This is a genomic window from Formosa haliotis (assembly GCF_001685485.1).
GTDB classification, from domain to species: domain Bacteria; phylum Bacteroidota; class Bacteroidia; order Flavobacteriales; family Flavobacteriaceae; genus Formosa; species Formosa haliotis.
Genome location: NZ_BDEL01000001.1, coordinates 807,408 through 830,805, shown reverse-complemented (window position 1 = coordinate 830,805; position 23,398 = coordinate 807,408). Strand labels below are relative to the sequence as shown.

Sequence of the window (23,398 nt, the reverse complement as noted above, 5' to 3'; positions counted from 1 at the left end):
AATGATAAAACGTACTCTCTTCTTCGGTAATCCAGCCTATTTAAGTACAAAACATGAGCAATTGGTAGTCAACTTTCCTGAGGACGATAAGAAAGAAGTGACTATTCCTATTGAAGATTTAGGGTATGTAGTGTTAGAAGATCCGCAAATTACCATTACAAATGGTTTGATGATGAAATTGGTACAAAATAAAACCGCAGTAATTACTTGTGATAAACAACATTTGCCTTGTGGTTTTTTACAACCATTAGTGGGGCATAGTGAACAAACCCAACGGATACGGTATCAATTGAATGCTTCGGTTCCTTTAAAAAAACAACTTTGGCAGCAAACGGTAAGTGCTAAAGTCGATAATCAAGCCAATCACTTGTTGCAACAAGGTAAGCGAGCATTAAAGTTAAAACGTTGGGCAAAGGAAGTTAAAAGTGGGGACTCAGGAAACATTGAAGCAATTGCAGCGGCCTATTATTTTCAGTCATTGTTTGAAGAAGTTGACAGGTTCAGTCGAAACCAAAAAGGCGTACCACCTAATAATTTGCTGAATTATGGTTATGCTATTTTAAGGGCTGTTGCAGCAAGGGCTTTGGTTAGTAGTGGATTATTACCTTCGGTTGGGATTTTTCATAGTAATAAGTACAACGCCTTTTGTTTAGCCGATGATGTAATGGAACCTTACCGGCCATTTGTAGATTCTTTAGTGTTTGATATCGTAGAAACAGGTTGTAATATAGAAGACTTAACACAATCTTTAAAAGCGGAATTGTTATGTATTCCTGCTATGGATGTTATAATTGATGGCAAACAAAGTCCTTTAATGGTAGCTATGAGTAGGACAACAAATAGTTTGTATGAGTGTTTTGCAGGTGTAAGTAGAAAGGTTATGTATCCGGAGTTTACTTAAAGCGTTGTATTTGTTCTGATGTTTTGGTTATGAAAGATGATAAATTTTCAAGATTAAATAAATATAGAAGTATGTGGGTGTTAGTGTTCTTCGATTTGCCAACAGAAACTTTAACAGAGCGTAAAGTAGCTACACGTTTTCGAAAGCAGCTTTTGGATGACGGATTTAACATGTTTCAATTTAGTATATACATGCGATTTTGTGCAAGTCGTGAGAATTCAGCTGTGCATATTAAAAGAACCAAAATGAATTTACCCAAAAAAGGTAAGGTGTGTATTATGCAAATTACCGATAAACAGTTTGGAATGATGGAGCTATTTCATGGTCAAAAAGAGATTGAACAGGAACCAATTAGTCAGCAATTAGAGTTGTTCTAGGATTGTTGAAAGTCAGATAATCAGTTATTAGAAATTAAAGAATAGTAAATATTTTTAATTTCTAATATTGTGGTTAATAAACAGGATACCAGTTGTTTGTGGTTGGTATCCTGTGAATCATCTACTAAAATAGTAATCTGAAAGCAATTCACAACCGTAACCATGCGTAACCTATTAAGCGAAACCTGTGAATCATCTACTAAAATAGTAATCTGAAAGCAATTCACAACCCAAGCAATGGAACCTGTTTTACAACTTTTCCTGTGAATCATCTACTAAAATAGTAATCTGAAAGCAATTCACAACCAGCATAAAGGTTTTTAGTTTTCGGCTGTTCCTGTGAATCATCTACTAAAATAGTAATCTGAAAGCAATTCACAACTAATACGTTGATTGGCCGCTTCACCTAGTCCCTGTGAATCATCTACTAAAATAGTAATCTGAAAGCAATTCACAACCAACCAGACCTCTATTTTATCCGCATCATGCCTGTGAATCATCTACTAAAATAGTAATCTGAAAGCAATTCACAACGCCTAATGTTTTCTGGAAATGTGGCAAATCCTGTGAATCATCTACTAAAATAGTAATCTGAAAGCAATTCACAACATTTACACCAGCTGGACTTAAGAACTCGCACCTGTGAATCATCTACTAAAATAGTAATCTGAAAGCAGTTCACAACCATAAATTTGATTAAAAAAGAATTAGGAAGTCAACCCCTAAATTTTCTTAACTGCTGTATCGGAAAAGCCTTCTCGGGGCTTTCCGCGATTCATCATAAAAATTCAGGACTTGTCAAATCATTTTAAGGGGTTTATAATGTTTGAGGCCTTTGTTGGTTTTTGGTACAACAAAAACCAGGCATAGCCAAAGCCACTTCTAATTTGAAATTTTAAATACCCCATGCTTAACTTTCCGTACACCTGTGGTATTGAATATTTCAAAAGAAGGGCTAAGGCTATAGTAGAACTTGTCAAGACCAAGTAAATTTTAGCAAAACTTAAGGTTTCTACAGCCTTGAAAATCCAAGGATTTTACTACGTAGCAGACACTCCTGAACTTTCACTAAAAGCCTTGACAAAACCTACCTCAAACATGGTTCTCTTTTAGAGAGAAGTATACAAAGCACCCCTTAAAATTTACATCACATTAAAACTTAAAAACTAAGGGGTATTTATTAACCTTTTAAATTTTTCAATCATGAGTACAATTAAAAACAGAGTGCAATTAATTGGTAATGTAGGACAAGAACCAAGTATTACCATTTTAGAAGACGGAAAAAAGTTAGCCCGTATATCATTGGCAACTAATGAACATTACAGTAATAAGAAAGGCGAAAAGCATACCAACACCAGCTGGCATAATTTAATTGCTTGGGGTAAAAAAGCCGATATTATTGAGGAATATGTGTTTACAGGAAGAGAACTAGCTATTGAGGGGAAACTATCTTCTCGAAGTTATGAAGACAAAGACGGCGTAAAACGATACGTTACAGAAATTACAATTAGTGAAATCCTTCTTCTAGGAGCCTAATTTTAAATAAAAGGGTGCTCCCTTTATCCTAGCACCCTTTTTTAATTAACGTTTAAACTTTTAAATCCAAACATATGAAAAGCAAAGTTAATGAAATTCAGGTACGTTATAAAGAGAAATTAAAAGCTTCTTTTTCAATTGGTTGCTCGCAGGATGCTTGCAATATATTATATGATAACTGGGATAAGGATACTATAGGATTGCACGAATCTTTTAAAATTCTTCTTTTAAATAATTCCAACAAAGTTAAAGGGGTTTATGAACTTTCAACGGGAGGAATTACCGGAACTTTAGTAGATATTCGGATCCTGTTTGCCATAGTTTTAAAATCGGTGAGTACTGCCATTATTTTAGCTCATAATCACCCGAGTAGTAAATTAAAACCGAGTGAAGCGGATAAACAGATTACACGTAAAATTAAAGAGGCGGCCACGTTTCTAGATATTAAAGTATTGGATCATATAATTATTGTTCCAAATGGAGCGTATTATAGTTTTGCCGATAATGGTATCTTATAATTTATAATTTTAGTATTATACTATTAAAGCCTCTGGTTTCTCCAGAGGTTTTTTTATGTCATAGTTTTCATAAGTTAAATTCAAATTGCATTTCAAATTGTATAGATTTTGAAAATTCATATGGTTTAATTTTAAATCAGTGTAATTGAGAACAATCTAGTTTTTTGGTTTTCTTCATAATATAATACCTTGAGACGAACGCATACGGTGTAAGATCTCAATTATTTTGAGAGTTAAAAGTGTATGAAAATTTTGTCCCTACGGGACGAAATCGAATAGCAAGAGGGTAACACGCTGCGCGATGTTACGGGGTTCGATTTCGCTGTTATCCCTTTGTTTATAGGGGGTTGTTAGAATATGGTACATGGCAGTAATCTTGGTTTTTTAGTAAAAAATCAGTTCAGCCCAGTAAAATCAATAAATTTTTACTAAAAAATGGATGAGGGGTTTGAAAAAGAAAGGTTTGTAACATTTAAACTGAAATCTTCAGTAGCTAGGAAGTTTAGACGGTTCTGTAAGCATTATGGAAAGTCGCAATCGCTTAGTTTACTAGATATGATTTTATTTTTTGAAACCAATGAGATTAGTCCTTCTGAACGTTTTGGGGAAACTATTACGAGTTTAAAGTTTCAAATGAAAAAACGTTTTAACGCCCTTATAGCTATTATAAAATCAATTGAAAAACAACAAACAGAACCGACAGCTTTCTTAATAAAACGGTTATTTGAAGTTAGTGCACAACAAGAAAAAGAAGATCAAATTGAATTTAAACCTCAGGAGCTTATTACAGAAAATGAGGAGCTAGAGTATTATCAAAAGCAGTATAAGGACAGTCAGAAACACTATCAGAATCTCAAATCGGACACCCAATTAATGCTTGAAAAATTGAAGTATGTAAGGAATAATTTTGGGGTAGGATATTATCGACTCAATTTAAGCAAAGAAGATATAGAACGCATTAAAAACAATATAGATCATGTACATTACAATAACCGCGCAGAAAATTGGTGAGAGTTATAGTAGTTCTGTATCTGATTTTGTGGCTTATTTAGAAAAAGAGAATGAGAATAAACCGCTTGAAGAAACGGAGTACTTTTTTAATCAACAAGGTGATGAATTTCTAGCTAAAGATGTTATAAAAGATATTGATGGGAATACATCCAAACTGAAGAAAAATGAACCTCGATTTTATTCCATAACAGTAAATCCTAGTAAATCAGAATTAAAACATATTAAAAATGATACTGAAAAATTAAAAATGTATACCAAAACGATTATGGAGGATTATGCTAAAGCGTTTAACAGAGAAATAGAAGGAAAACCCATACGTATTCAGGATATTAAATATTATGCTAAAATTGAACATGAGCGGACTTATAAAGGCACAGATAAAGCGATTAAGGAAAATGCACCTTACTATAAAGAAATTGTAAAACTCAGGAACGATATACAAAAAATAGAAAGTGGTAAGCTAGTCGGGGATATAGATAAAAAGCACAAACAAATTAAAAATTTGGAGCATGAAGCTCCTCATAAAATCAATGGTATAATGATTACACAAGGTATGGCTAAAGTAGGGGAGCAGTCACACATTCATATTATTGTAAGTCGAAAGGATCAATCTAATCGGTATAGTTTGTCTCCTGGTAGTAAATATAAAGCCTCCGAAGTGAAATTTAATGGTAAGACCGTAAAACGTGGATTTGATCGGGACCAGTTTTTTGGACAGGCAGAAAAGCGTTTTGATGGACAGTTTAAATATGATCGTAATTTTGTAGAAACATATCAGTCGAAGAAGTTATTAACTAAAAATCCACAACGTTATTATGCCTCTTTAATAGGCTTACCAAATAATGAAAAAGCTATCGCTTTTAAATTATTATCTCAGGCTGGGGTATCTGTTCCCATACTTAATGTTCCAACTAGTCAGACTCAATTGGTACTTAAAACCATAAATAAAATGAAACAGGGAATAACAAGAGCGCTGAATTCTGGATCTATTTCTATATGATAAACTCACTCCCACATATAGTTTTATTTGTACTTATACCTGCACTAGTGATGCTAATTTTACTATATATAGGTTTGTTTAAATCAGAATCTAAAGCTTTAGATAAAAAGTATAGGGTTATCTTTAAATTAAACTCAGGTCGTTTTAATATAGAAAATATTAAACGAGGTGTTTCCATTATCGGATCTGCAGGAAGTGGTAAAACGGAAAGTGTAGTGTATAATTTATTGCAGCATTTTAGTAAATATAATTTTTGTGGAGTTATTCACGATTATAAACATTTTGAACTTACTGAAATAGCGTATCCGCTTTTTAAAGCACAGTCAGATTTAAACTTTTATACGGTCTCTTTTGATACAATATATAATAAAGTTAATCCCATAGCACCTAGATATCTGCCAAACGAAGAAAGTGTGAATGAACTTTCTCGGGTACTCATCGAAAATTTATTAGAGGTACATGGTGAGACTAATGCGACTTCTCGCTTTTTTAATGATGCTGTTGAAGGTTTGTTAGCAGGCATGATCTGGAAAATGAAAACCGATTATCCGAAACTATGTACGTTGCCACATATCATTGCGTTGTTTCAAAGCTTAACGACTAAGAGGCTAATTGCTTTTCTAAGTACAAATTTAACGGCTAAAAGTATGGCTAGTGCTTTTATAAACGGCATAGAATCCGAAAAACAAACAGCGGGGATAAAGAGTACGTTATCTAATGCTTTTAAAAAAATTAGCTCACACAAAATATTTATGGTGTTATCTGAAGATGAAGTGCCTTTAGATATCAATTCAGATAGAAATCCTTCAGTTATATCTGTTGTAAATAATCCGAAATACGAATCTGCATACGCACCCATCATAGCGACAATTATGCATACTATTGTGAAGCAGATGAGTGAACGACACAGAAGGTCCTCTTTTGTTTTGATGGAGGAAGCTCCTACTATTAAACTATTAAATATGCCACGTATACCTGCCACTTTAAGAAGTTTTGATGTGTCAACAATTTATGTGATGCAGGATAAGATTCAAAATGATATTCTTTATGGAGATAAAGCGAGTAAAGCAATTTTGTCCAATCTCTCTTATCAGTTTTTTGGAAAAGTCAACGATCCAGATACGGCTAGGTATTATGAACATTTTTTCGAAATGATTAAAGTGGCAACAAGAAGTGTTAGCCAAAATAGTGGTTTAAGTATGGAGAGTCGTATCACAAAAGGGGAACGCGAAGTATCTAAACGTCGTGCTAGTATATTTTTTAGACTGAAACAAGGTGAGTTTATTGCTTTTGCTGATGGTAAGGATAGAAAAGTCCGCCTTAAGTATCAACGTATTATAAAAGCCTTACCCGATTGTACAGAAAATGTAACTGAAGAGCAATTAAAATTTAATTATGAAAAGGTTTACAGAGAGATAGGATTTATTAATGGGTGATGAACTTTATTAAACGAAGTTATATATGTTTTGAGTTAAAAAAGTTTAAAGGTATTAATCTTTGGCAAATATTATGTAATTTGCCAAAGATTAATTAAGAACTTTACACATTGATTGATACATTAAAAGATAAAATAGAATCTTATTTTAAGAAACAATCAACTATTTCAAAAGAGAAATTGGTTAAATGTATTATTTTAGATTTTCCTGAATTAAAACAAAGCACTATAAACGTGTATTTGTCACGTTTAAAAAAGGAAGGACTTATTAAAAATCCCGCAAGAGGCATGTATGCTCTAAAAGAAAAAAAAGCTTACAATCCTGTTGTAGATAGTCATTTAAAACGCTTGTTCAATAAAATAAAAAAAGACTACCCCTTTGCAGCGTTTTGTATTTGGGACACCAAATGGTTAAATGAATTTATGAAGCATCAACCATTTAAATTCTATACGGTTTTAGAATTAGATAAAGATGTTACAGAAGCTGTATTTCATGAGCTGAAAGATCAAGGAAAACAAGTTTATATAGAACCAGATGCAGAAACGTTCAATCTGTATATAAACAATAGTGAAGATGTTATTATTTTAAAGCATTTAATATCAGAAGCACCATTGCAAGAAATAAATAAAATAACGCTGCCAATGCTGGAAAAATTATTAGTTGATATGACTATTGATACCAAACTTTACGCAGCACAACAAAGTGAAATAGAGTTTATTTACGCTTCTGCATTTGAAAAGTATGAGGTAAATAAAAATAAAATGAAGCGGTATGCATACAGACGAAATAGAGAGAATGAAGTAGAAAATTTAACGGATTTAACTTTGGCAAAAATTAAATAATTTGCCAAAACATAATTACGAATGATAGAACCAACAACATACCATCCAGATTGGATTTATGAAGTCAAAAGTAATTTAGGAAAAAAGAAATTAGATCCTAAATTAATTGAGAAGGTGATTTATGCATTGCTGTTTTTAGAACAATTAAAAGTAAACGGATTAGAATTTATTTTTAAAAGAGGTACGGCATTATTACTAGCAACCAAAATACCTAAACGATTTTCAATAGATATAGACATTATTACAGAGCAAACACAAAGTGAAATAGAAAACATTTTAGAAAAGATTAGTAAAAATAAGGTGTTTACACATTGGGAAGACGACAACAATAGAAAACACACACAAGATGCACCAATAGGACATTTTAAGATGCATTATACCAGTAATGTAGATGGTAGTGTAGAACCAATACTATTAGATGTATTATACACACCAAATCCATATCCGGCTCTTATGGAAATTCCCATAGCGCATGATTGGGTCCAAACTACAGGAGAAATTATTACGGTACAAATGCCAACTTTTGATGCTATATTAGGAGACAAATTAACTGCTTTTGCACCAAAAACAACAGGAATATTATATAGTAAAAACAGACCCGTAGAAATCATAAAGCAATTGTTTGATGTGGCCTTTTTAACAGATAACATCACAGATTTAAAAACAGTTCAAAATAGCTACAACAAAGTAGTGGCAGAAGAAATTAAATTCAGAAAGTTAAACGTATCTGCCATTCATGTATTAGAAGATACCCAAGAAGCTTGCTACATATTAGCAACTAGAGATGTCAAATCAGAAGAATTTAAACATTTACAACTAGGGATTAGTAATTTTACAAATTTCATCATTACAAAATTTAATATTGAAGAAGCGATTACAGCTGCAGCCAAAACAGCTTATTTAGCAGAAGTATTAAAAAATGAAATAGTATCAGATTTAGAAAAATTTAAAAGCCCAAAACAGATTAAAGATTGGACTATTGAAAACCAACAGTTCAATAAATTAAACAAACTAAAAAAAAGCAATCCAGAAGCATTTTTTTATTGGTATAAATCAATGTATAATGATTAAAACAAAATTAAATATATCTAATATAGGGCCTTTTTTAAGATGGACAGGGTCTAAAAGATGGTTTGTAAAAAAGCACATAGATGATTTTCTGCCAACTTCATTCAATAATTATCACGAACCTTTTTTAGGTGCTGGGTCAGTTTTTTTTCATTTAATAAACTTAGATATAAATAGAGAAAAAGAATATTATTTATCTGACACTAATAAAGATTTAATTAATACTTATATTCAATTAAGAGACAATCCCAATGATGTCATCAAATATCTAAAAAAATTAAAAAACACTTCTGAAAATTATTATAAAATTAGAAATGAGAATCCAAGAATAAATGAAAAAAGAGCGGCACGATTCATTTACTTAAATAAAACATCTTTTAATGGTATTTTTAGAGTGAATAGTAAAGGGAAATACAATGTTCCATATGGAAAACAAGAAAACGTTAATTTTATTAATGAAGAATTATTATTGAATATAAGTATAAAGCTTAAAAATGTTATAATCCGAAATGAAAGTTTTGAGAAAAATCTGGATAATATAAAAAAAGGAGATTTGGTATTTATAGACCCTCCATATACTGTTGCTCACGAAAATAATGGCTTCATTGAGTATAATCAAAAATTATTTTCTTGGGATGATCAAGAACGATTAAAAGTTTACATTGAAAATATTATTAATCGTGAAGCATTTTTTATTTTAACAAATGCATCTCATGTTTCTATAACAAAATTATATAACAAAATTGGGAAAACTAAAAAGTTATCCAGAAATAGTCAAGTTGGTGGTAGAAATAAAACAAGAGGAATATTTAATGAGTTAATAATTTACAATACTAGATCATAATACATGAGTGAAAATAAGCTAAGAATTGCAATTGTAAGTGATTTACATTGTCATCCAACTAAAGTTGGAGATAGTCCTAGTACATATTTATTAACAGATAAGTTACGCTATCCAACGAATGATCATCCAGTAGAGAGTTTGATTAAAATAATAAATAACGAAGAAAGTAAGCTAAAAGTTGATCTAACCCTTTGTCCAGGAGACTTCACAGATAAAGCAAGTCTTCAAGGTTTAATATCTGGCTGGGAATTTTCTCTTGAAATAAACCGAGAACTAGAATCAAAAAACATTATAGCTACTATTGGAAATCATGATGTTGATGTATACAAAAACAATAGTAAATATAGTTCTGAAAATGTAAGGGGTGTAAAAAGAGGTTTTCCAATTAAAAAGGAAGCAGATAGGGATATATTTTGGTCTAAAGGGTGCGTTTTTATTGAAGAAAATGAATACAGAATACTAGTGATTAATAGCTCGCATTTTCACTATGACAAAGAAAGTGCATGTAAAGGTGAAATATCTCCGGAATCTATAGAATATATTGAAAGTTATTTAATTCAAAATAATGATAGTAAGATACAAATAGCCATGAGTCACCATCCACCTATTGAACATCCAAGAAAAAACTTAGGAGAGGATGACAGAATTGTAAATGGCGAGCAACTTTTAAATCTGTTAGGTGAAAATAATTTTGATCTGTTTATATACGGTCACAAACATGATCCATTTATAAAATATTATTCTCCTCAAGGAAAATATAGATTACCCCTTTTTTCTGCAGGAAGTTTTTCTGCGGGAAGTAATATTATGTTTGCCGGCTTAAGAAATGCTTTTCATATAATTGAGCTTTCAAAAAGACAAAGCAAATGTAAAGGTCAAATTTTAACATGGACTTATTTACCTGAAGATGGCTGGAAAAAAAACTTTGACGAGAGTGCTTTTGCACCGATATCTGGTTTTGGAAATGAGAAAAATATTGATCAAATATTTGAATATCTAAAAGCTTTATTAGAGACTAAAAAAGAAATGTCTTGGATTGAGATTTCAGAAAATATTGAAGACGTTAATTATTTAACTCCAGCAGACTCAAAACAATTATATAAGCTGTTAAAAGAAAGTGGTTATATGCCTGATGAACATTTATGGAATAATCCTAAAAGAATAATTAATTTAAACCTATTATGAAATCAGATACTATTTTTCCTACATATAATGCAAGACATTATGCTCCAAAAGAAGTTGCTGAAACATTTATTTGGTCTGAAAGTTTTTCTAAACTAATTCAAAACAATCATTCAGTTATTTTAGGTGCCAGAGGATGTGGCAAAACAACATTGATGAAAATGCTGACTCTTCCTGCCTTAAATTCTTGGGAATCTGAAAGAGCAGAAAATATTAGAAGAAATATACCTTTTTATGCAATTTATATATCTACTGATATATATTGGGATGTAAAAAATCATACATATAATGAACAATTAAAAAAGTTTGGAAATTTTTCTGAAATAATATCTAGATTTTCAGTAAATACAAATGTTTTTATGTCATTATGTGATACTTTTTTAAATGTTTTAGAGTTCGAAATTAATAATGTAAGTGAAGAAAAAGAATTTGAATTAGGTAAAGTTTTAATTTCAGCATGGAAACTTCCTCTTACAATTCCTAAAATTAAGTATATTAAGGAGGAACTAACCAAAAGAGTTGATGATGTGAATCAAATGATTCAAAATATTATTTTTAATTATAACAAAGGCGATGATTTACCTCATTATGATTATTTTAACTTATCTTTTGTAACATCAATAGAATCAATCATTCCTATTTTTGAAAGAATTTTTAAAATTAAAAACAATAAAAAATGGGCTTTATGTTTTGATGAATTAGAATTTGCTCCAATATGGCTACAATCTGAATTGTTTGTCTCTCTAAGAAGCAGAAAACATTATATTCTTTATAAATTAAGCGCAAGTCCAATATTGTCTTCTGATTTAGAAAATTGTTTAAAAGGAACTTATAGAGCAACAACAGGAAATGATTATGAACTAATAAAAATGTGGAATTCAAGTGATAATAAAGAATTTTCAATCGCTTTAATCACATCTCTTCTAAAAAGAAATATCCAAACGCAAGTCCTTATTCATACTTTGAATCAAACGAAATTTACAATAAAGAAAGTGATAGTTATGAAAAGGGAAGTGATTTTTATAAACAAATGTTAGATTTAATAAGAAAAGATGAATCGTTTAAAACTTTTCTTAAACAAAAAAAAGTAAAAACAACTAACCCTACACCTATTAATGAAGGTCAAAAAGACACTCTTTTTAGAAAAATAAAACCAATAGTTTATTATAGGAATTTTTTTATTGAAAGTAATAAAACTTCAAAAGGAAAACTAATTGTTAAATATAGAAGTAGAAAATCTAATAATTTTCTTTCTGGGATTGAAATTTTGAGTGAAATATGCGATGGTAACCCTAGATGGTTAATTGGATTAACAAATTCTATCTTAATAAAATCGGATATGAAAAATGCAAAAGCTACAACACAATATAAAGAACTTTATTTAATTGCTCAAAAATTTAAAAATGTAATAAATAATATTCCTGTTGGTGAGAACAATAAATTATCCATTATGGATATTGTTGATAAAATAGGTCTGTATTTTAGATCTGAAATTTTGGGTAATCAATTTAAAATGGATCCAAAAGGTACTTTTATTGTAGATGAAAAAGAAAGTTTAATACCTAATCATATTTTAGATTTATTAGAGAAAGGAATCTCACAAGGAGCTTTCATTTTATTAGATACTAATGATGATGCCTTTGATTTTGAGATTAGAAACCAAAGAATCAAGCTTTCATATTTGTTTTTTGTTTTATATGATCTGCCAATTAGAAAATATGGAGAGATATCCTTGAGCAGATGTTTAAAAGGGACTGATTTATCAAATATTAATCAAATGTCATTATTCGAATAAAATGGAAATACAATACGGAAAGCAGATAAAAATCAATGATTTTAAAGATAAAATCATTGATTTGTTTTTATGTGTAGAAAATCATGAAAAAAGATCATATACTTTATACAACACATTACTTAAGACAAATAAAATTGATAATCAGATTGTTTTTTGCTATAAGGAAATAGATTATGATGAAAATGTTTTAATAAAAAAAATTAAAACAAATAACCATACAGAGGTCATAAATATTTTGGAAAATGAAATACAAAAAATAAATAAGGATACTATCAATATCGTAATTGATTATTCCTGTATGACAAAATCGTGGTACTATTCAATTATTTTATATCTTAAGAACAAAGAAAATAGATGTAAAAATATTATTTCATATTTCTCTTACACACCTTCAAAATATATTGAACCTAAAAAACCAAAACCTAATAGAAGCATTGCTCCTTTACCAGGAAAGTATGTTGTTCCAACGGACAAACCGAAAGCTCTTATAGTTTGTTTAGGTTATGAACAAAATAAAGCTGAGGGTATTATTGAGCACTTGGATCCAAAGAAATATTATCTATTTTATACAAAACCTGCATCGGATAAAAAATTTGTTAATACAATTGAAAATAACAATCAAAATATTTTACGAGAAAAAGTTAATAATATAATCACTTACTCTTTTGATGACTTAATTAATTTAGAAAAAGAGTTGACAAGGTTATATTTTTATCTTAAAGATGAGTATAGCATAATAATAGCCCCTTTAGGTCCAAAGCCATTTTCTTTTATATCTATGATGTTATCAGTTAAATATTCAGATATTGATATTTGGAGAGTTGGATCTGGTAATGATATAAATGAATACTATAATGAACCCATTGATGATAAATCATTTATCATATGTGAAGTATACTTTAAAAACTAGTTGATTATTTCTTAAAAAAATAGTGACTAAAACTCGTTTCAAAAAACATTTTTCACATTAGAATTTGATTTGTCCTAGACCTAACAAATCAGAAAATTATGACACTATCCTAAAAAGTGTGTAAGTTCAAAATTTCAGGGTTAGGTTATTTATAACTTAATCCTGTTTTCAAATATAGCTAAAAATTGATTTAGTATCACTCCCCAATTTCTGATTGGCATGGTCCATTTTTTAGTGCTTTCTCTCAAAGCTAAAAACACGGATTTCATAACTGCTTCATCGGTTGGAAACGAGAGTTTGTTTTTTGTGTATTTCCGTATCTTTCCATTTAGGTTTTCTATAAGATTTGTGGTGTAGATTATGGTTCTTATTTCAATAGGAAAATCAAAGAATACTGTAAGCTCATCCCAATTATTTTCCCAACTTTTAATGGCGTAAGAATATTTAGAATCCCATTTAGTTTTGAAGTCATTTAAAGCAGCTTTTGCAGCTTCTTTTGTAGGAGCAGTATAGATTTGCTTCATGTCACGAGTAAATTCCTTTTTGTCCTTCCAGACCACGTAACGACACGAATTTCTTATTTGATGCACAACACAAATTTGAGTCGTTGATTTCGGAAAAATAGTTTTAATAGTATCCGTAAATCCATTTAAATTATCGGTAGCTGTGATAAGTATATCTTGAGTTCCTCGAGCTTTAATATCGGTTAAAACACTCATCCAAAAGGCTGAAGATTCATTTTTACCTAACCATAATCCTAGGACTTCCTTTTTGCCATCTGTTCTCAGGCCTACTGCAATATAAATAGTCTTGTTTATGACTTTAGAGTTTTCCCTAACTTTAAATACGATGCCATCCATCCAAACAATTAGGTAAGTGGCCTCCAAAGGCCTGTTCCGCCAAGCAATAACATCTTCTGTAATCTTATCTGTAATCCTTGAAATAGTGGATGTAGAAATATTAAAATCGTACAGCTCACGTATTTGTTCTTCAATATCACTGTTACTCATGCCTTTGGCATAAAGCGATATAATAATATTTTCGATGCCTTCTGTTGTACTTTCTCTTTTCTTTACAATTAAAGGATTAAAAGAACTATCACGGTCTCGAGGAACTTGAATCTCTGTTTCTCCTAAAACGGATTTTAATTTCTTTTTAGTGTAACCATTTCGAAGGTTGGCTGCTTTACTTTTTTTGTGCTTATCGTAGTCTAAATGGGCATCTAGTTCCCCTTCTAGTAACTTCTCAATACCACGTTTGTGCAACTGTTCTAAAAAGGATGTTAGCTCTGGTGCATTCTTGAATTGTTTTAAAAAGTCTTCGTTTAATAAATCTTCTGGTTTCATAAGTGTGTAAAAGTTAAAATTAATGAATAAAAAATCTCAGATTAATATTTAACCTGAGATTTTAAAACTTACACAGTTTATGAGATACTGCCTTCTTAAATTATTATTTCTGCTATTCAGAGTTCATGATTTTCGTCCTAACCTAACAGGATAGAATTTCGATAAGTATTCTTTTTAAATACAAAATTCAGAATTAAAATCCGATTAATGGTAAGGTTTATGTTTTTAGCTTTGTTTTAAAATTCACCTGCGTTGGTAAACTCTTGTAAATACGATGTCTTTTTGCCTTCGTATTTTATAATTGTTAGTATTTTGTTTTAATTAGATATTTTCAAATTTCATTTTATTAATTAAATCTTTGAAATACTCAGGACTCCAAATAGCTAAAACGCTATCATTTTTAATAAATCTAACAACATCTTCTTTAATGTTGTTAAAAGATACCGATTCGATTTTATGATTTAAAAGTTCCAACACTTCTTCCTTGGAGATGCTATTTCCTTGCCAATCATTCGTGTCTTTAGCTCTTGCTAAAAAGTGACCAACATCTAATGGAATCCCTTTTTTAATATACCATTCTAAGTCGTACCAATCTCTTCCTTTTACTCTGTTTTTCCATTTTCTAAACAGTAAAGCATGCAACTTACCAGCAAACAAACTGGATTTAGTATAACACTTGACATAAAAGAAAATGGACGGAGTAACAGTTTTTCTTCTGTTTGGAAATTTAAAGGAGGTTGCCTATCAACTTCTATTTTAATTTTTATGGTTCTGTTGCTTCGCACACCGGTTTCCTTTATAATATCTTCAAGAATAATTTCTTTCCATATTGTTTCAGCTTTCAAAAATGCTGAGTCGACCGCTGTTACTTTTGTCTTTTTCTTTTCATTAATGCTAACTGTAAGTCCTAAAGATTTAAATTCCTCTAATATGGATTTAAAATAAGGTTCTATTGAAAAATTAGTATCGGGTACAATCAAAGAAAAATCCAAATCTTCAGAAAACCGATCTAAAGCATAAAATATTCTAAGGGCTGTTCCTCCGTAGAAGGCAGCTTTCTCAAAAAATCAGTTCTGGATAAGCCAGCCAAAGTTATTTCTTGCATTATTTCTCGTAATGCCGATAATATTTCTTCCTCATTTTGAGGATTATATTCTGCAATCCATTCTTTTATCATCGTAATTCTTTTAACATTTTAATAAGCATTTTTAGGCTACTTTTTTTAGGTGCATCCTGAATCCATAATTGTATGATTTCTATATCTAATGTGCTTAAAATCTCTGCATCCATTCTAAGATCATCCATTAAAAATTCTTGTGTTTGTTTTATGCTTCTAAGATTAATATTTGGTGTTAGAATAATTTTATCGCATAGAGCTTTTTCACGAGAAGCAATTAAAACGGATTGTTTAGGTGAATATTCTATGTTTTTTATTCCAAAGGAATAATATGGCATTTTTAAGTTTTGGTAACTAAATCTGCCGATTGGAGTTTTATATAATTTTGATGGTTTACTGGTAACAGAGCTAATTTCATAAGTTCTCTCAGGTATCATATTCCAATACGACAATGCAGATTCTAAAGATACATAACTAGGGCCTCTTAGATGATTTGCTATTAAAAAAGGTTCTGGTGATGGTAAATAGTTTTCAGGTCCAATTATGTATAATCCTCTTCTTACTGAAATTAGTTTTTTGCTTTTAATAAGTTCGCTGATTTTATCATTAGGTCTTTTGTAATCACGAAGTAAATCTAGAATTAAATGTCTAGATAAAGGAGTCTCAGAATACTCTTTTATCATTGTTTTAAAATCCATAATGTAATTATTTTTATGTTTAATCGGTTTTATTCCGATTAATTAATTCAAAAGTAGCAATTATGTGACTAAATTGTATTATATAATCGGAAAAAATACGATTATATGTGTTAATTATGTCAATTTGTAGAAGTCTGTTGGATAGTTGGGAGAATTGGTACAAAATAAGCAGCTTTAAAAGCTATAGTGCTATAATTGATTTGTTAAGAGAGAATTAATGAGGAGCATGTGGTTTGTATTTTCTGATTCTAGTGGCTCAAAATGTCTGTTTTTACATTTAAGTTGGTAATGAAATTAAGTCTTAAAACATTGGAATTTTAACCAATAAAATAGATGTTTTAGGGCTTTACTTTATTTTACTTTACTTCGTTGTACGTAATTATCTTTAATAATTCTTTTCAGGGTAAGAGTTAGGATTATTTTTATTAAGAATTTATTTCGTGTAAAACAATGTTTTAAGTTCTATTAATGTGTTTTTTGGGGCAACCTTACTTATTCTAAGGAAGAACCTTACTTGTTTTTAAGAATTAGTTTATAAGTTTCACACTTTAAAATTAGATCATGAAAAAAATAAATAGTTAACAGGTTTGATATTACCGTAATATTTTCCAGATTCAAAAGAAGGTAGTCGCTCAGTAGAAAATCTTTAACCATATCCCTGTCGTTATTATAATGATGATTTTTAGGAATTTTCAAAAGCAATCGAAATTCATAGAATAAATGTAAGGGGATAAAAATTCTGAAAAATCCTACGGCTAAAATGGAAGAGGTTAAGGTTTACGATTTCTACCTACGATCCGTTAATAGGTATGACCAGTGAGACCGATCCCAAGGGTAATACTGTTTATTACGATTATGATGATTTTGGAAGGTTAGAATATGTTAAAGATTCAGAATTCAAAATACTAAGTAAAAATCAATATCACTATAAAGACCAATAAACCAAAACCCTAAAACCAAGCATATGTTTATCAAAACCATCACAGCAGTCCGCTTACTGGTGTTCACCTGTCTATTTCTTTTTATTAGTAATCTTAGCGTTGCTCAAGAGCGTGCTTATAATGACACCTTCGATCTGTTACTTGGTAGTTGGAAGTTGGATTATCCCAACACTCTAAAGGCGATAAAGCAAGAATCTAAGTCGTATTATAAAAGTTTAAAAGCAGAGAAGCAAGAAGCCATAAAAAAGGGTATAGGAGCTCGTAGGCTTACTTTTTCTAAAGATGGTACTTATATCATTAGAATAGATTCAGAGCATTCACAGGAAGGGACATGGGAGCTCTTGGCAGACAGGGTTACGCTATTAATTTATCTGGATGGTCACGAGTTTAATCAGCAGGTGATGGAAATTGATGAAACAAGCATGACCTTAAATCTCGGCGAAAACACGTCCGATGTTAACCGCTTAATGGACACTTGGTACCTAAAGAAACAGAACAAGCAATAAAAGAGCAGTATTATGAATAAAATAATATATACTATAAAATTAAGAAAAATAATTTTACTGTTTTTAGCATTGGTATGTGTGGTACAATATTTAGAAGCACAAATACAAATACCTGGTTCTAATGAGCTGAGTGTAAATGGCCCTACAGCCGTTTCTGTTAATTCTTCCTATATTTATAGTGTAAGTCCGCCAGAAGATATTCTCTCAGCAAATTGGTTTGTAAGTATGGGTCAGAAGGGATTTGAGACTCCAACATCTGTTGCAATAACATGGAATACATCAGGTACACAGAGTATAAGTTACAGTGGGGACGGCTCTTTTGGATTTTATTATGGAGACTTGTCGGTATCGGTTTCCAGTATAGTGATGATACCTACTTCGCCTCCAATGCCTACCATAACATATAATTGTGGAAATACGGTGTTAACTAGAGCTGTGCCTCCAACAGGACAGACTTATTATTGGCAAAGCGGTCCAACAGGCACAAGTACTTCTAGTTCTACAGTGTCCATAACAAGGAGTTCAGGTAATGTATTTTATCTAAGGGCAAGAGATAATAGTTCTGGGCAGTGGAGTACAGCTACCACAGTAAGCTATACCATAAATCAGCCTAACACTTGGTATAAGGATTCAGATAATGATGGTTTAGGTGATCCTAACGATACATTATCGGCATGTAGTCAACCCTTAGGGTATGTTTCTAATGGCGATGATCAATGCCCTAGTGAGAATGGGGTTCTTTCCAATGGAGGGTGTCCTACAGGGAATGGTCTAACAACGATAACTCAAGATTTTGAGAACGGATTAGGTAACTGGATTCAGGATTCTGATGAAGATTTTGATTGGACAGTTCATTCGGGAGGGACGAGTTCTTCAAGTACAGGTCCTACAGGCGCTAGTGGAGGTAGCCAATACCTTTACACAGAATCTTCATCACCAAATTATCCATCAAAAACAGCAACAATAACATCAGTAAGCTACACCATTGGAGAACAAGGAACCTTTAGTTTTAATTATCATATGTACGGTTCAGCCATGGGGACCCTCAAGTTTTTAGCAAGTACCGATGGCGGCGTGAGCTGGGAGGAGTTATGGAGTAAACAAGGAAATCAGGGAAATCAATGGTATACGGCGGAGATTGATCTCTCTAGTTTTTCAGGAGCTAATACTAAATTTAGATTTACGGGAATAACAGGAAGTTCTTATACCAGCGATATGGGGATAGATAACCTGGTACTTTCATATAAGCAGTCGGAAATCGCTCAGCGTAATTTGAGTAATGAAAACTACGTTTATACAGTAATAGCAAGATCACCTACAACAGACGTAAGTAGTTTGTCTTTGGAAGAAAAGATGGAATCTGTAACATATTATGATGGTTTAGGAAGGGAGATTCAGCGCATCGGTATAAGAGCAGGAGGAGGACAAGAGGATGTTATAACTCATTTAGAGTATGATAAGTTCGGTAGACAAGAAAAAGATTATTTACCCATTTCACGAACATCTAATTTAGGTGCGTATAATGATATAAATGTAACTTCAGATATAAAACTCTACTATTATAATAGATATATAGAAGAATGGGGTAGTATTTCAGAGGCAAACCCCTACTCTGAAAAGGAATTAGAAGCCTCACCTCTGAATCGTGTTATACGCCAAGCAGCTCCAGGGGATAGTTGGAGACTAGGAGCGGGTCATGAAATAGAATTTGACTATAGCTCGAATACTTCCGGAGAGGTCAAGTTATATGGTGTTAGTTTGTCTAGCGATTTTACTCCGACATTAATAGGAGGTACATCCAGTTATCCCGAAAATAGTTTGTATAAAACCATAACAAAGGACGAGAACTGGACTTCGGGGAAAAATCACACTACGGAGGAGTTTAAAGACAAACAGGGGCGAGTGGTATTGAAACGGACTTATGCTACAATTGGTGGCACAGAAACCCCACACGACACCTATTATGTCTATGATGATTATGGGAATCTAACTTATGTGTTACCTCCAAAGTCAGAATCTCATACAACAACACCTAGTGCTACAGTATTGTCCGAATTATGCTATCAGTATAAGTATGATAGTCGAAATCGTTTGGTCGAGAAGAAAATACCAGGAAAAGGAACCGCTTTAGACTGGGAGGAAATTGTTTACAACAAACTGGATCAGGTTGTATTAACCAGAGATCCAAATTTAAAAACACAAGGGAAATGGTTGTTTACTAAATATGATGTCTTTGGTCGTGTAGTGTATACCGGAGAGTATTCCAGTAATTCATCTAGAACAGCTTTACAGCAAGCGGCTAATGCTATTTCTACCAAGTATGAAACCAGACAAGACGAAGGAAGGGATCTGTCAGGGGGAACTGTTTATTACAGCAATTCAGCATTTCCAAATACTAATATTACCAATTTATATACTGTAAATTATTACGATAGTTATGTGGATACAGCAGGAATGAGTGTGCCAAGTACAGTCTTGGGACAAACCACAGCCACAGGATTAAAAACCAAAGGCCTAGCAACAGTAAGTAAAGTAAAGGTATTAACCACATCTAATTGGAATACTACAATAATTGGATACGATGAAAAAGGACGCGGGATATACAATAAGAGTGTTAATACGTATTTAGGAACGACAGATGTTGTTAGAATGGAATTAGATTTTGTTGGTAAGGTAAAGCAAACTGTATCAGATCATTCAGATGGTTCTCCTGGTCCTCCTATTATTTCGACCACAGATTCGTTTAGTTACGACCATATGGGGCGTTTAATAAGTCAGAAGCAAAAAATTAACAGTGAACCAGAGGAACTCATTGTTTTAAACACTTATGACGAATTAGGACAATTAGAAAGTAAAAAAGTAGGCGGGGAAGTAGCCCCAGTTATAGAAAACTCAACAGGTTTACAAACCGTAGATTTTACATACAATATAAGGGGCTGGTTAAAACAGATTAACAACCCCACAACTTTAGGCAATGATTTGTTTGGATTTAAGATTAACTATAATAGAGTTAGTCATTCAGGTACACCATTATACAATGGTAATATAAGTGGAACAGAATGGCGCACCTCCAATACAGATAATGGGTTAAAATGGTATAAGTACAGTTATGATGCTTTAAACCGCATTACAAATGCAATAGATAATACAGCTAAATTTAATCTTCAAAATGTTAGTTATGATAAGAATGGCAATATATTAGAGTTAATTAGAAAAGGAGCAATAGAGAAGGATCCTGGATTGTCTAATTCATATGATTATGGAATGATGGATGATTTAACTTATACCTATCAAGAAGAAAGTAATAAACTTATAATAGTTTCAGATGAAGGAAAGAGTGGCTATGGGTTTGTAGATGATAATACAATGGAATTTGAAGATGATACTACAATTGATTATATTTATGATAATAATGGAAATATGTTAAAAGATATCAATAAAGGAATAACCAATATTACGTATAATCATCTAAATTTACCAGTTACTATAACTTTCAACGAAGACGATACATTCATTTATTATACTTACGATGCTACAGGAAGAAAGCTTAGAAAAGAAGTTGTTGATGGAGGAAGTGAACCTATACATACTCTTTATTTAAGTAATTATATATACCAAGGGATATTCAATGGCGAAAAATTGAAGTTTTTTAATCACCCCGAAGGATATAGTGAGCCGAAAAATGAAAATGATTTAAGTCAAGGATATAATTATGTCTATAATTACACCGACTTGGTAGGCAATGTTCGCCTAAGTTACAGCGACCTTGATTTGAATGGCGCCATTGACCCAAATACCGAGATTTTAGAGGAAACCAACTATTACCCATTTGGATTACAGCACAAAGGTTACAACAATACAATTATAGGAACAGAAAATAACCTCAAAACATTCCAAGGACAAGAATTACACGAAGACCTTGGACTAAATGTGATTGAATTTAAATGGCGTACCCACGACCCAGCAATTGGACGTTTTTGGCAGATTGACCCATTAGCAGAGGATTTTGTTTATAACTCGCCATACGCATTTAGTGAAAACAGTCCGATTGCTTTTGTAGAATTAGAAGGATTAGAAAAGGTTTTAGCTATATACTACCACGGTGGACCAACTGGAGGCGGTCAACCAACTACAGTTGATAAGGCTGGTACAACAGGCGATTATTATTCTAATACTCAATCTTTTGCTCAAAGTTCAGGTAGAGAGTTTTCTGGAACAATAATAGCACCAGGCTTAACCTCTTCATCGGGAGTTAGTACGGGAATGAGTTTTGTAAATGATAATTATGAAGCTGGCGACCAAGTAATGGTTTACGGATATAGCTATGGGGTTGATGTTGCTGTTGATTTAACAGAAAGTTTAAATGAAGCTGGGATAGATGTAGACTTGCTCGTTACGGTAGATGGTTCTGATGGTCCACTACAGAATACAACTGTAAATACCGATATACCCGAAAATGTAGATACTAACTTAAATGTTTATCAAACTGACGACTCTGGAAATTCGAGCTCTTCGAGGTCAACAGGAGCAACTTCGTCAGGTACATCAAGTGGTAGTAGCGGAAGCAGTAGTAGCAATAGTGGCTCAAGCGATTCGCCAGGTTCCAACGGTGGACCAAATAGTGCGGTTAATCCATCCAAAACCAACGTTATCAATAAAAACGTAACTGGGAAAGGTGTTACTCACGGAAATATCCAACAGAAAGCACAGAACACAATACAGCCATTAATCAATACAAGGATAAACAACTATCCAAGAAATCAAAATTAAGATATGAAGTACTGCTATGTGATATTTATCTTTTTAGGTTTTTTGTCTTGCAATAAAGATGTGCAAGATATTACCGTACAAGGAGTTGTTCAGAATGCCGAAACGAATGAGCCAATCAAAAATATTGATGTAACAATAATTTGTTGGAAATATGGCAACAGTCCAGACCAAAGTTACACAGAGGACGAAACTAAAATAGTCACTACCAATAATGAAGGAATGTATAAAGTTAATTTTGACAAAGGAGCATTTGTAGAAGTGAAAGTATCTGCGGAGACTTACACCGATGGACACGAAACGAAAGAAATTTATCAAAAGAAAAACACGGTAGATATCTCTCTCAAAAAGAGATAACGAAGAACCGCCCAAGTGACGGTTTTTTTATGCTCTAAAGCGAAGCAACGTTTTTGCTGAAGAAATCCTTGAACTTTTTAGAGGTAAGCATCTTGTCAATCATCTTGAAGATAATCGCCCTGTCGTCGGTATCAAGCTCGGAAATCAACCGTAACTGTTCCTGTGCCTGTTTATCCTCGATAACCACTTCTTTGGGCAAATCGCCGTGCTATTCCCGAGCACATTTTAAAATAAGCAGTCCCATAT

General features: G+C 32.0%; 20 protein-coding genes, 1 pseudogene and 1 CRISPR repeat array. Of the genes and pseudogenes, 17 read left to right on the top strand and 4 right to left on the bottom strand.

Features of this window, described 5'->3' with window-relative positions; translation table 11 throughout:
- Position 1 precedes the first annotated feature (1 nt).
- From cas1 to A9D35_RS03430, 14 genes are all read left to right on the top strand, one after another.
- Positions 2-901: a type II CRISPR-associated endonuclease Cas1 gene (gene cas1, locus A9D35_RS03495; protein ID WP_066219096.1), complete on the top strand. Its 900-nt coding sequence runs from the start codon at positions 2-4 to the stop codon at positions 899-901.
- A 29-nt stretch (positions 902-930) separates the two neighbouring features.
- Positions 931-1,278, top strand: a complete 348-nt coding sequence (cas2, locus tag A9D35_RS03490; RefSeq protein ID WP_066219093.1) for a CRISPR-associated endonuclease Cas2 — start codon at positions 931-933, stop codon at positions 1,276-1,278.
- Positions 1,279-1,387: 109 nt separating this feature from the next.
- A CRISPR array of direct repeats spans positions 1,388-1,963; the repeat unit is 46 nt; unit sequence CCTGTGAATCATCTACTAAAATAGTAATCTGAAAGCAATTCACAAC.
- Positions 1,964-2,481: 518 nt separating this feature from the next.
- On the top strand, positions 2,482-2,814 hold the full coding sequence (locus tag A9D35_RS03485) for a single-stranded DNA-binding protein (RefSeq protein ID WP_066219090.1): 333 nt from the start codon (positions 2,482-2,484) through the stop codon (positions 2,812-2,814).
- A 74-nt stretch (positions 2,815-2,888) separates the two neighbouring features.
- Entirely contained in the window at positions 2,889-3,332 is a 444-nt protein-coding gene (locus tag A9D35_RS03480) for a JAB domain-containing protein (protein WP_066219088.1), read from the top strand.
- Positions 3,333-3,767: 435 nt separating this feature from the next.
- A complete protein-coding gene (locus A9D35_RS18810; RefSeq protein ID WP_066219085.1) occupies positions 3,768-4,343 on the top strand; it encodes a BfmA/BtgA family mobilization protein in 576 nt (191 codons plus the stop codon).
- A complete protein-coding gene (gene mobB, locus A9D35_RS03470; protein ID WP_066219082.1) occupies positions 4,309-5,343 on the top strand; it encodes a MobB family relaxase in 1,035 nt (344 codons plus the stop codon). Before A9D35_RS18810 ends, mobB begins: the two co-directional genes overlap by 35 nt.
- A complete protein-coding gene (locus A9D35_RS03465; protein WP_066219078.1) occupies positions 5,340-6,779 on the top strand; it encodes a type IV secretory system conjugative DNA transfer family protein in 1,440 nt (479 codons plus the stop codon). Before mobB ends, A9D35_RS03465 begins: the two co-directional genes overlap by 4 nt.
- A gap of 110 nt (positions 6,780-6,889) precedes the next feature.
- Complete coding sequence (locus A9D35_RS03460; protein ID WP_066219076.1) at positions 6,890-7,621, top strand: DUF6577 family protein; 732 nt, start codon at positions 6,890-6,892, stop codon at positions 7,619-7,621.
- Positions 7,622-7,642: 21 nt separating this feature from the next.
- Complete coding sequence (locus A9D35_RS03455; protein WP_066219071.1) at positions 7,643-8,692, top strand: nucleotidyl transferase AbiEii/AbiGii toxin family protein; 1,050 nt, start codon at positions 7,643-7,645, stop codon at positions 8,690-8,692.
- Complete coding sequence (locus tag A9D35_RS03450) at positions 8,685-9,533, top strand: DNA adenine methylase (protein WP_066219068.1); 849 nt, start codon at positions 8,685-8,687, stop codon at positions 9,531-9,533. Before A9D35_RS03455 ends, A9D35_RS03450 begins: the two co-directional genes overlap by 8 nt.
- 3 nt (positions 9,534-9,536) lie before the next feature.
- Positions 9,537-10,718, top strand: coding sequence for a metallophosphoesterase family protein (locus A9D35_RS03445; protein ID WP_066219066.1), 1,182 nt, complete (start codon positions 9,537-9,539; stop codon positions 10,716-10,718).
- Positions 10,715-11,752: an ORC-CDC6 family AAA ATPase gene (locus A9D35_RS03440; RefSeq protein WP_066219064.1), complete on the top strand. Its 1,038-nt coding sequence runs from the start codon at positions 10,715-10,717 to the stop codon at positions 11,750-11,752. The genes A9D35_RS03445 and A9D35_RS03440 overlap by 4 nt, the downstream gene beginning before the upstream one ends.
- A complete protein-coding gene (locus A9D35_RS03435) occupies positions 11,692-12,510 on the top strand; it encodes an ORC-CDC6 family AAA ATPase (protein WP_439951250.1) in 819 nt (272 codons plus the stop codon). The genes A9D35_RS03440 and A9D35_RS03435 overlap by 61 nt, the downstream gene beginning before the upstream one ends.
- 1 nt (position 12,511) lies before the next feature.
- Positions 12,512-13,420 (top strand): hypothetical protein, encoded by a 909-nt coding sequence (locus A9D35_RS03430; protein WP_066219056.1) that lies wholly within the window; start codon positions 12,512-12,514, stop codon positions 13,418-13,420.
- A 149-nt stretch (positions 13,421-13,569) separates the two neighbouring features.
- On the opposite strand, the gene A9D35_RS03425 is transcribed toward A9D35_RS03430, so the two are convergent.
- From A9D35_RS03425 to A9D35_RS03415, 4 genes and pseudogenes are all read right to left on the bottom strand, one after another.
- Positions 13,570-14,766, bottom strand: a complete 1,197-nt coding sequence (locus A9D35_RS03425) for an IS256 family transposase (protein WP_038527458.1) — start codon at positions 14,764-14,766, stop codon at positions 13,570-13,572.
- Between the two features lie 321 nt (positions 14,767-15,087).
- Positions 15,088-15,791, bottom strand: a pseudogene (locus A9D35_RS19085) (nucleotidyl transferase AbiEii/AbiGii toxin family protein).
- Entirely contained in the window at positions 15,776-15,943 is a 168-nt protein-coding gene (locus tag A9D35_RS18855) for a hypothetical protein (protein WP_218017717.1), read from the bottom strand. Before A9D35_RS18855 ends, A9D35_RS19085 begins: the two are co-directional and overlap by 16 nt.
- Positions 15,940-16,581, bottom strand: a complete 642-nt coding sequence (locus A9D35_RS03415) for a type IV toxin-antitoxin system AbiEi family antitoxin domain-containing protein (protein WP_066219053.1) — start codon at positions 16,579-16,581, stop codon at positions 15,940-15,942. The genes A9D35_RS18855 and A9D35_RS03415 overlap by 4 nt, the downstream gene beginning before the upstream one ends.
- 1,000 nt (positions 16,582-17,581) lie before the next feature.
- On the opposite strand from A9D35_RS03415, the gene A9D35_RS03410 reads away from it, so the two are divergent.
- Genes A9D35_RS03410 through A9D35_RS03400 form a run of 3 tightly spaced genes read left to right on the top strand, consistent with a single transcriptional unit; the run spans position 17,582 to position 23,152 of the window.
- Positions 17,582-18,028, top strand: coding sequence for a hypothetical protein (locus A9D35_RS03410; RefSeq protein WP_141675464.1), 447 nt, complete (start codon positions 17,582-17,584; stop codon positions 18,026-18,028).
- A gap of 12 nt (positions 18,029-18,040) precedes the next feature.
- Entirely contained in the window at positions 18,041-22,798 is a 4,758-nt protein-coding gene (locus A9D35_RS03405; RefSeq protein WP_066219047.1) for a DUF6443 domain-containing protein, read from the top strand.
- A gap of 3 nt (positions 22,799-22,801) precedes the next feature.
- Positions 22,802-23,152, top strand: coding sequence for a hypothetical protein (locus tag A9D35_RS03400; protein WP_066219044.1), 351 nt, complete (start codon positions 22,802-22,804; stop codon positions 23,150-23,152).
- The last annotated feature ends 246 nt before the right edge of the window (positions 23,153-23,398 follow it).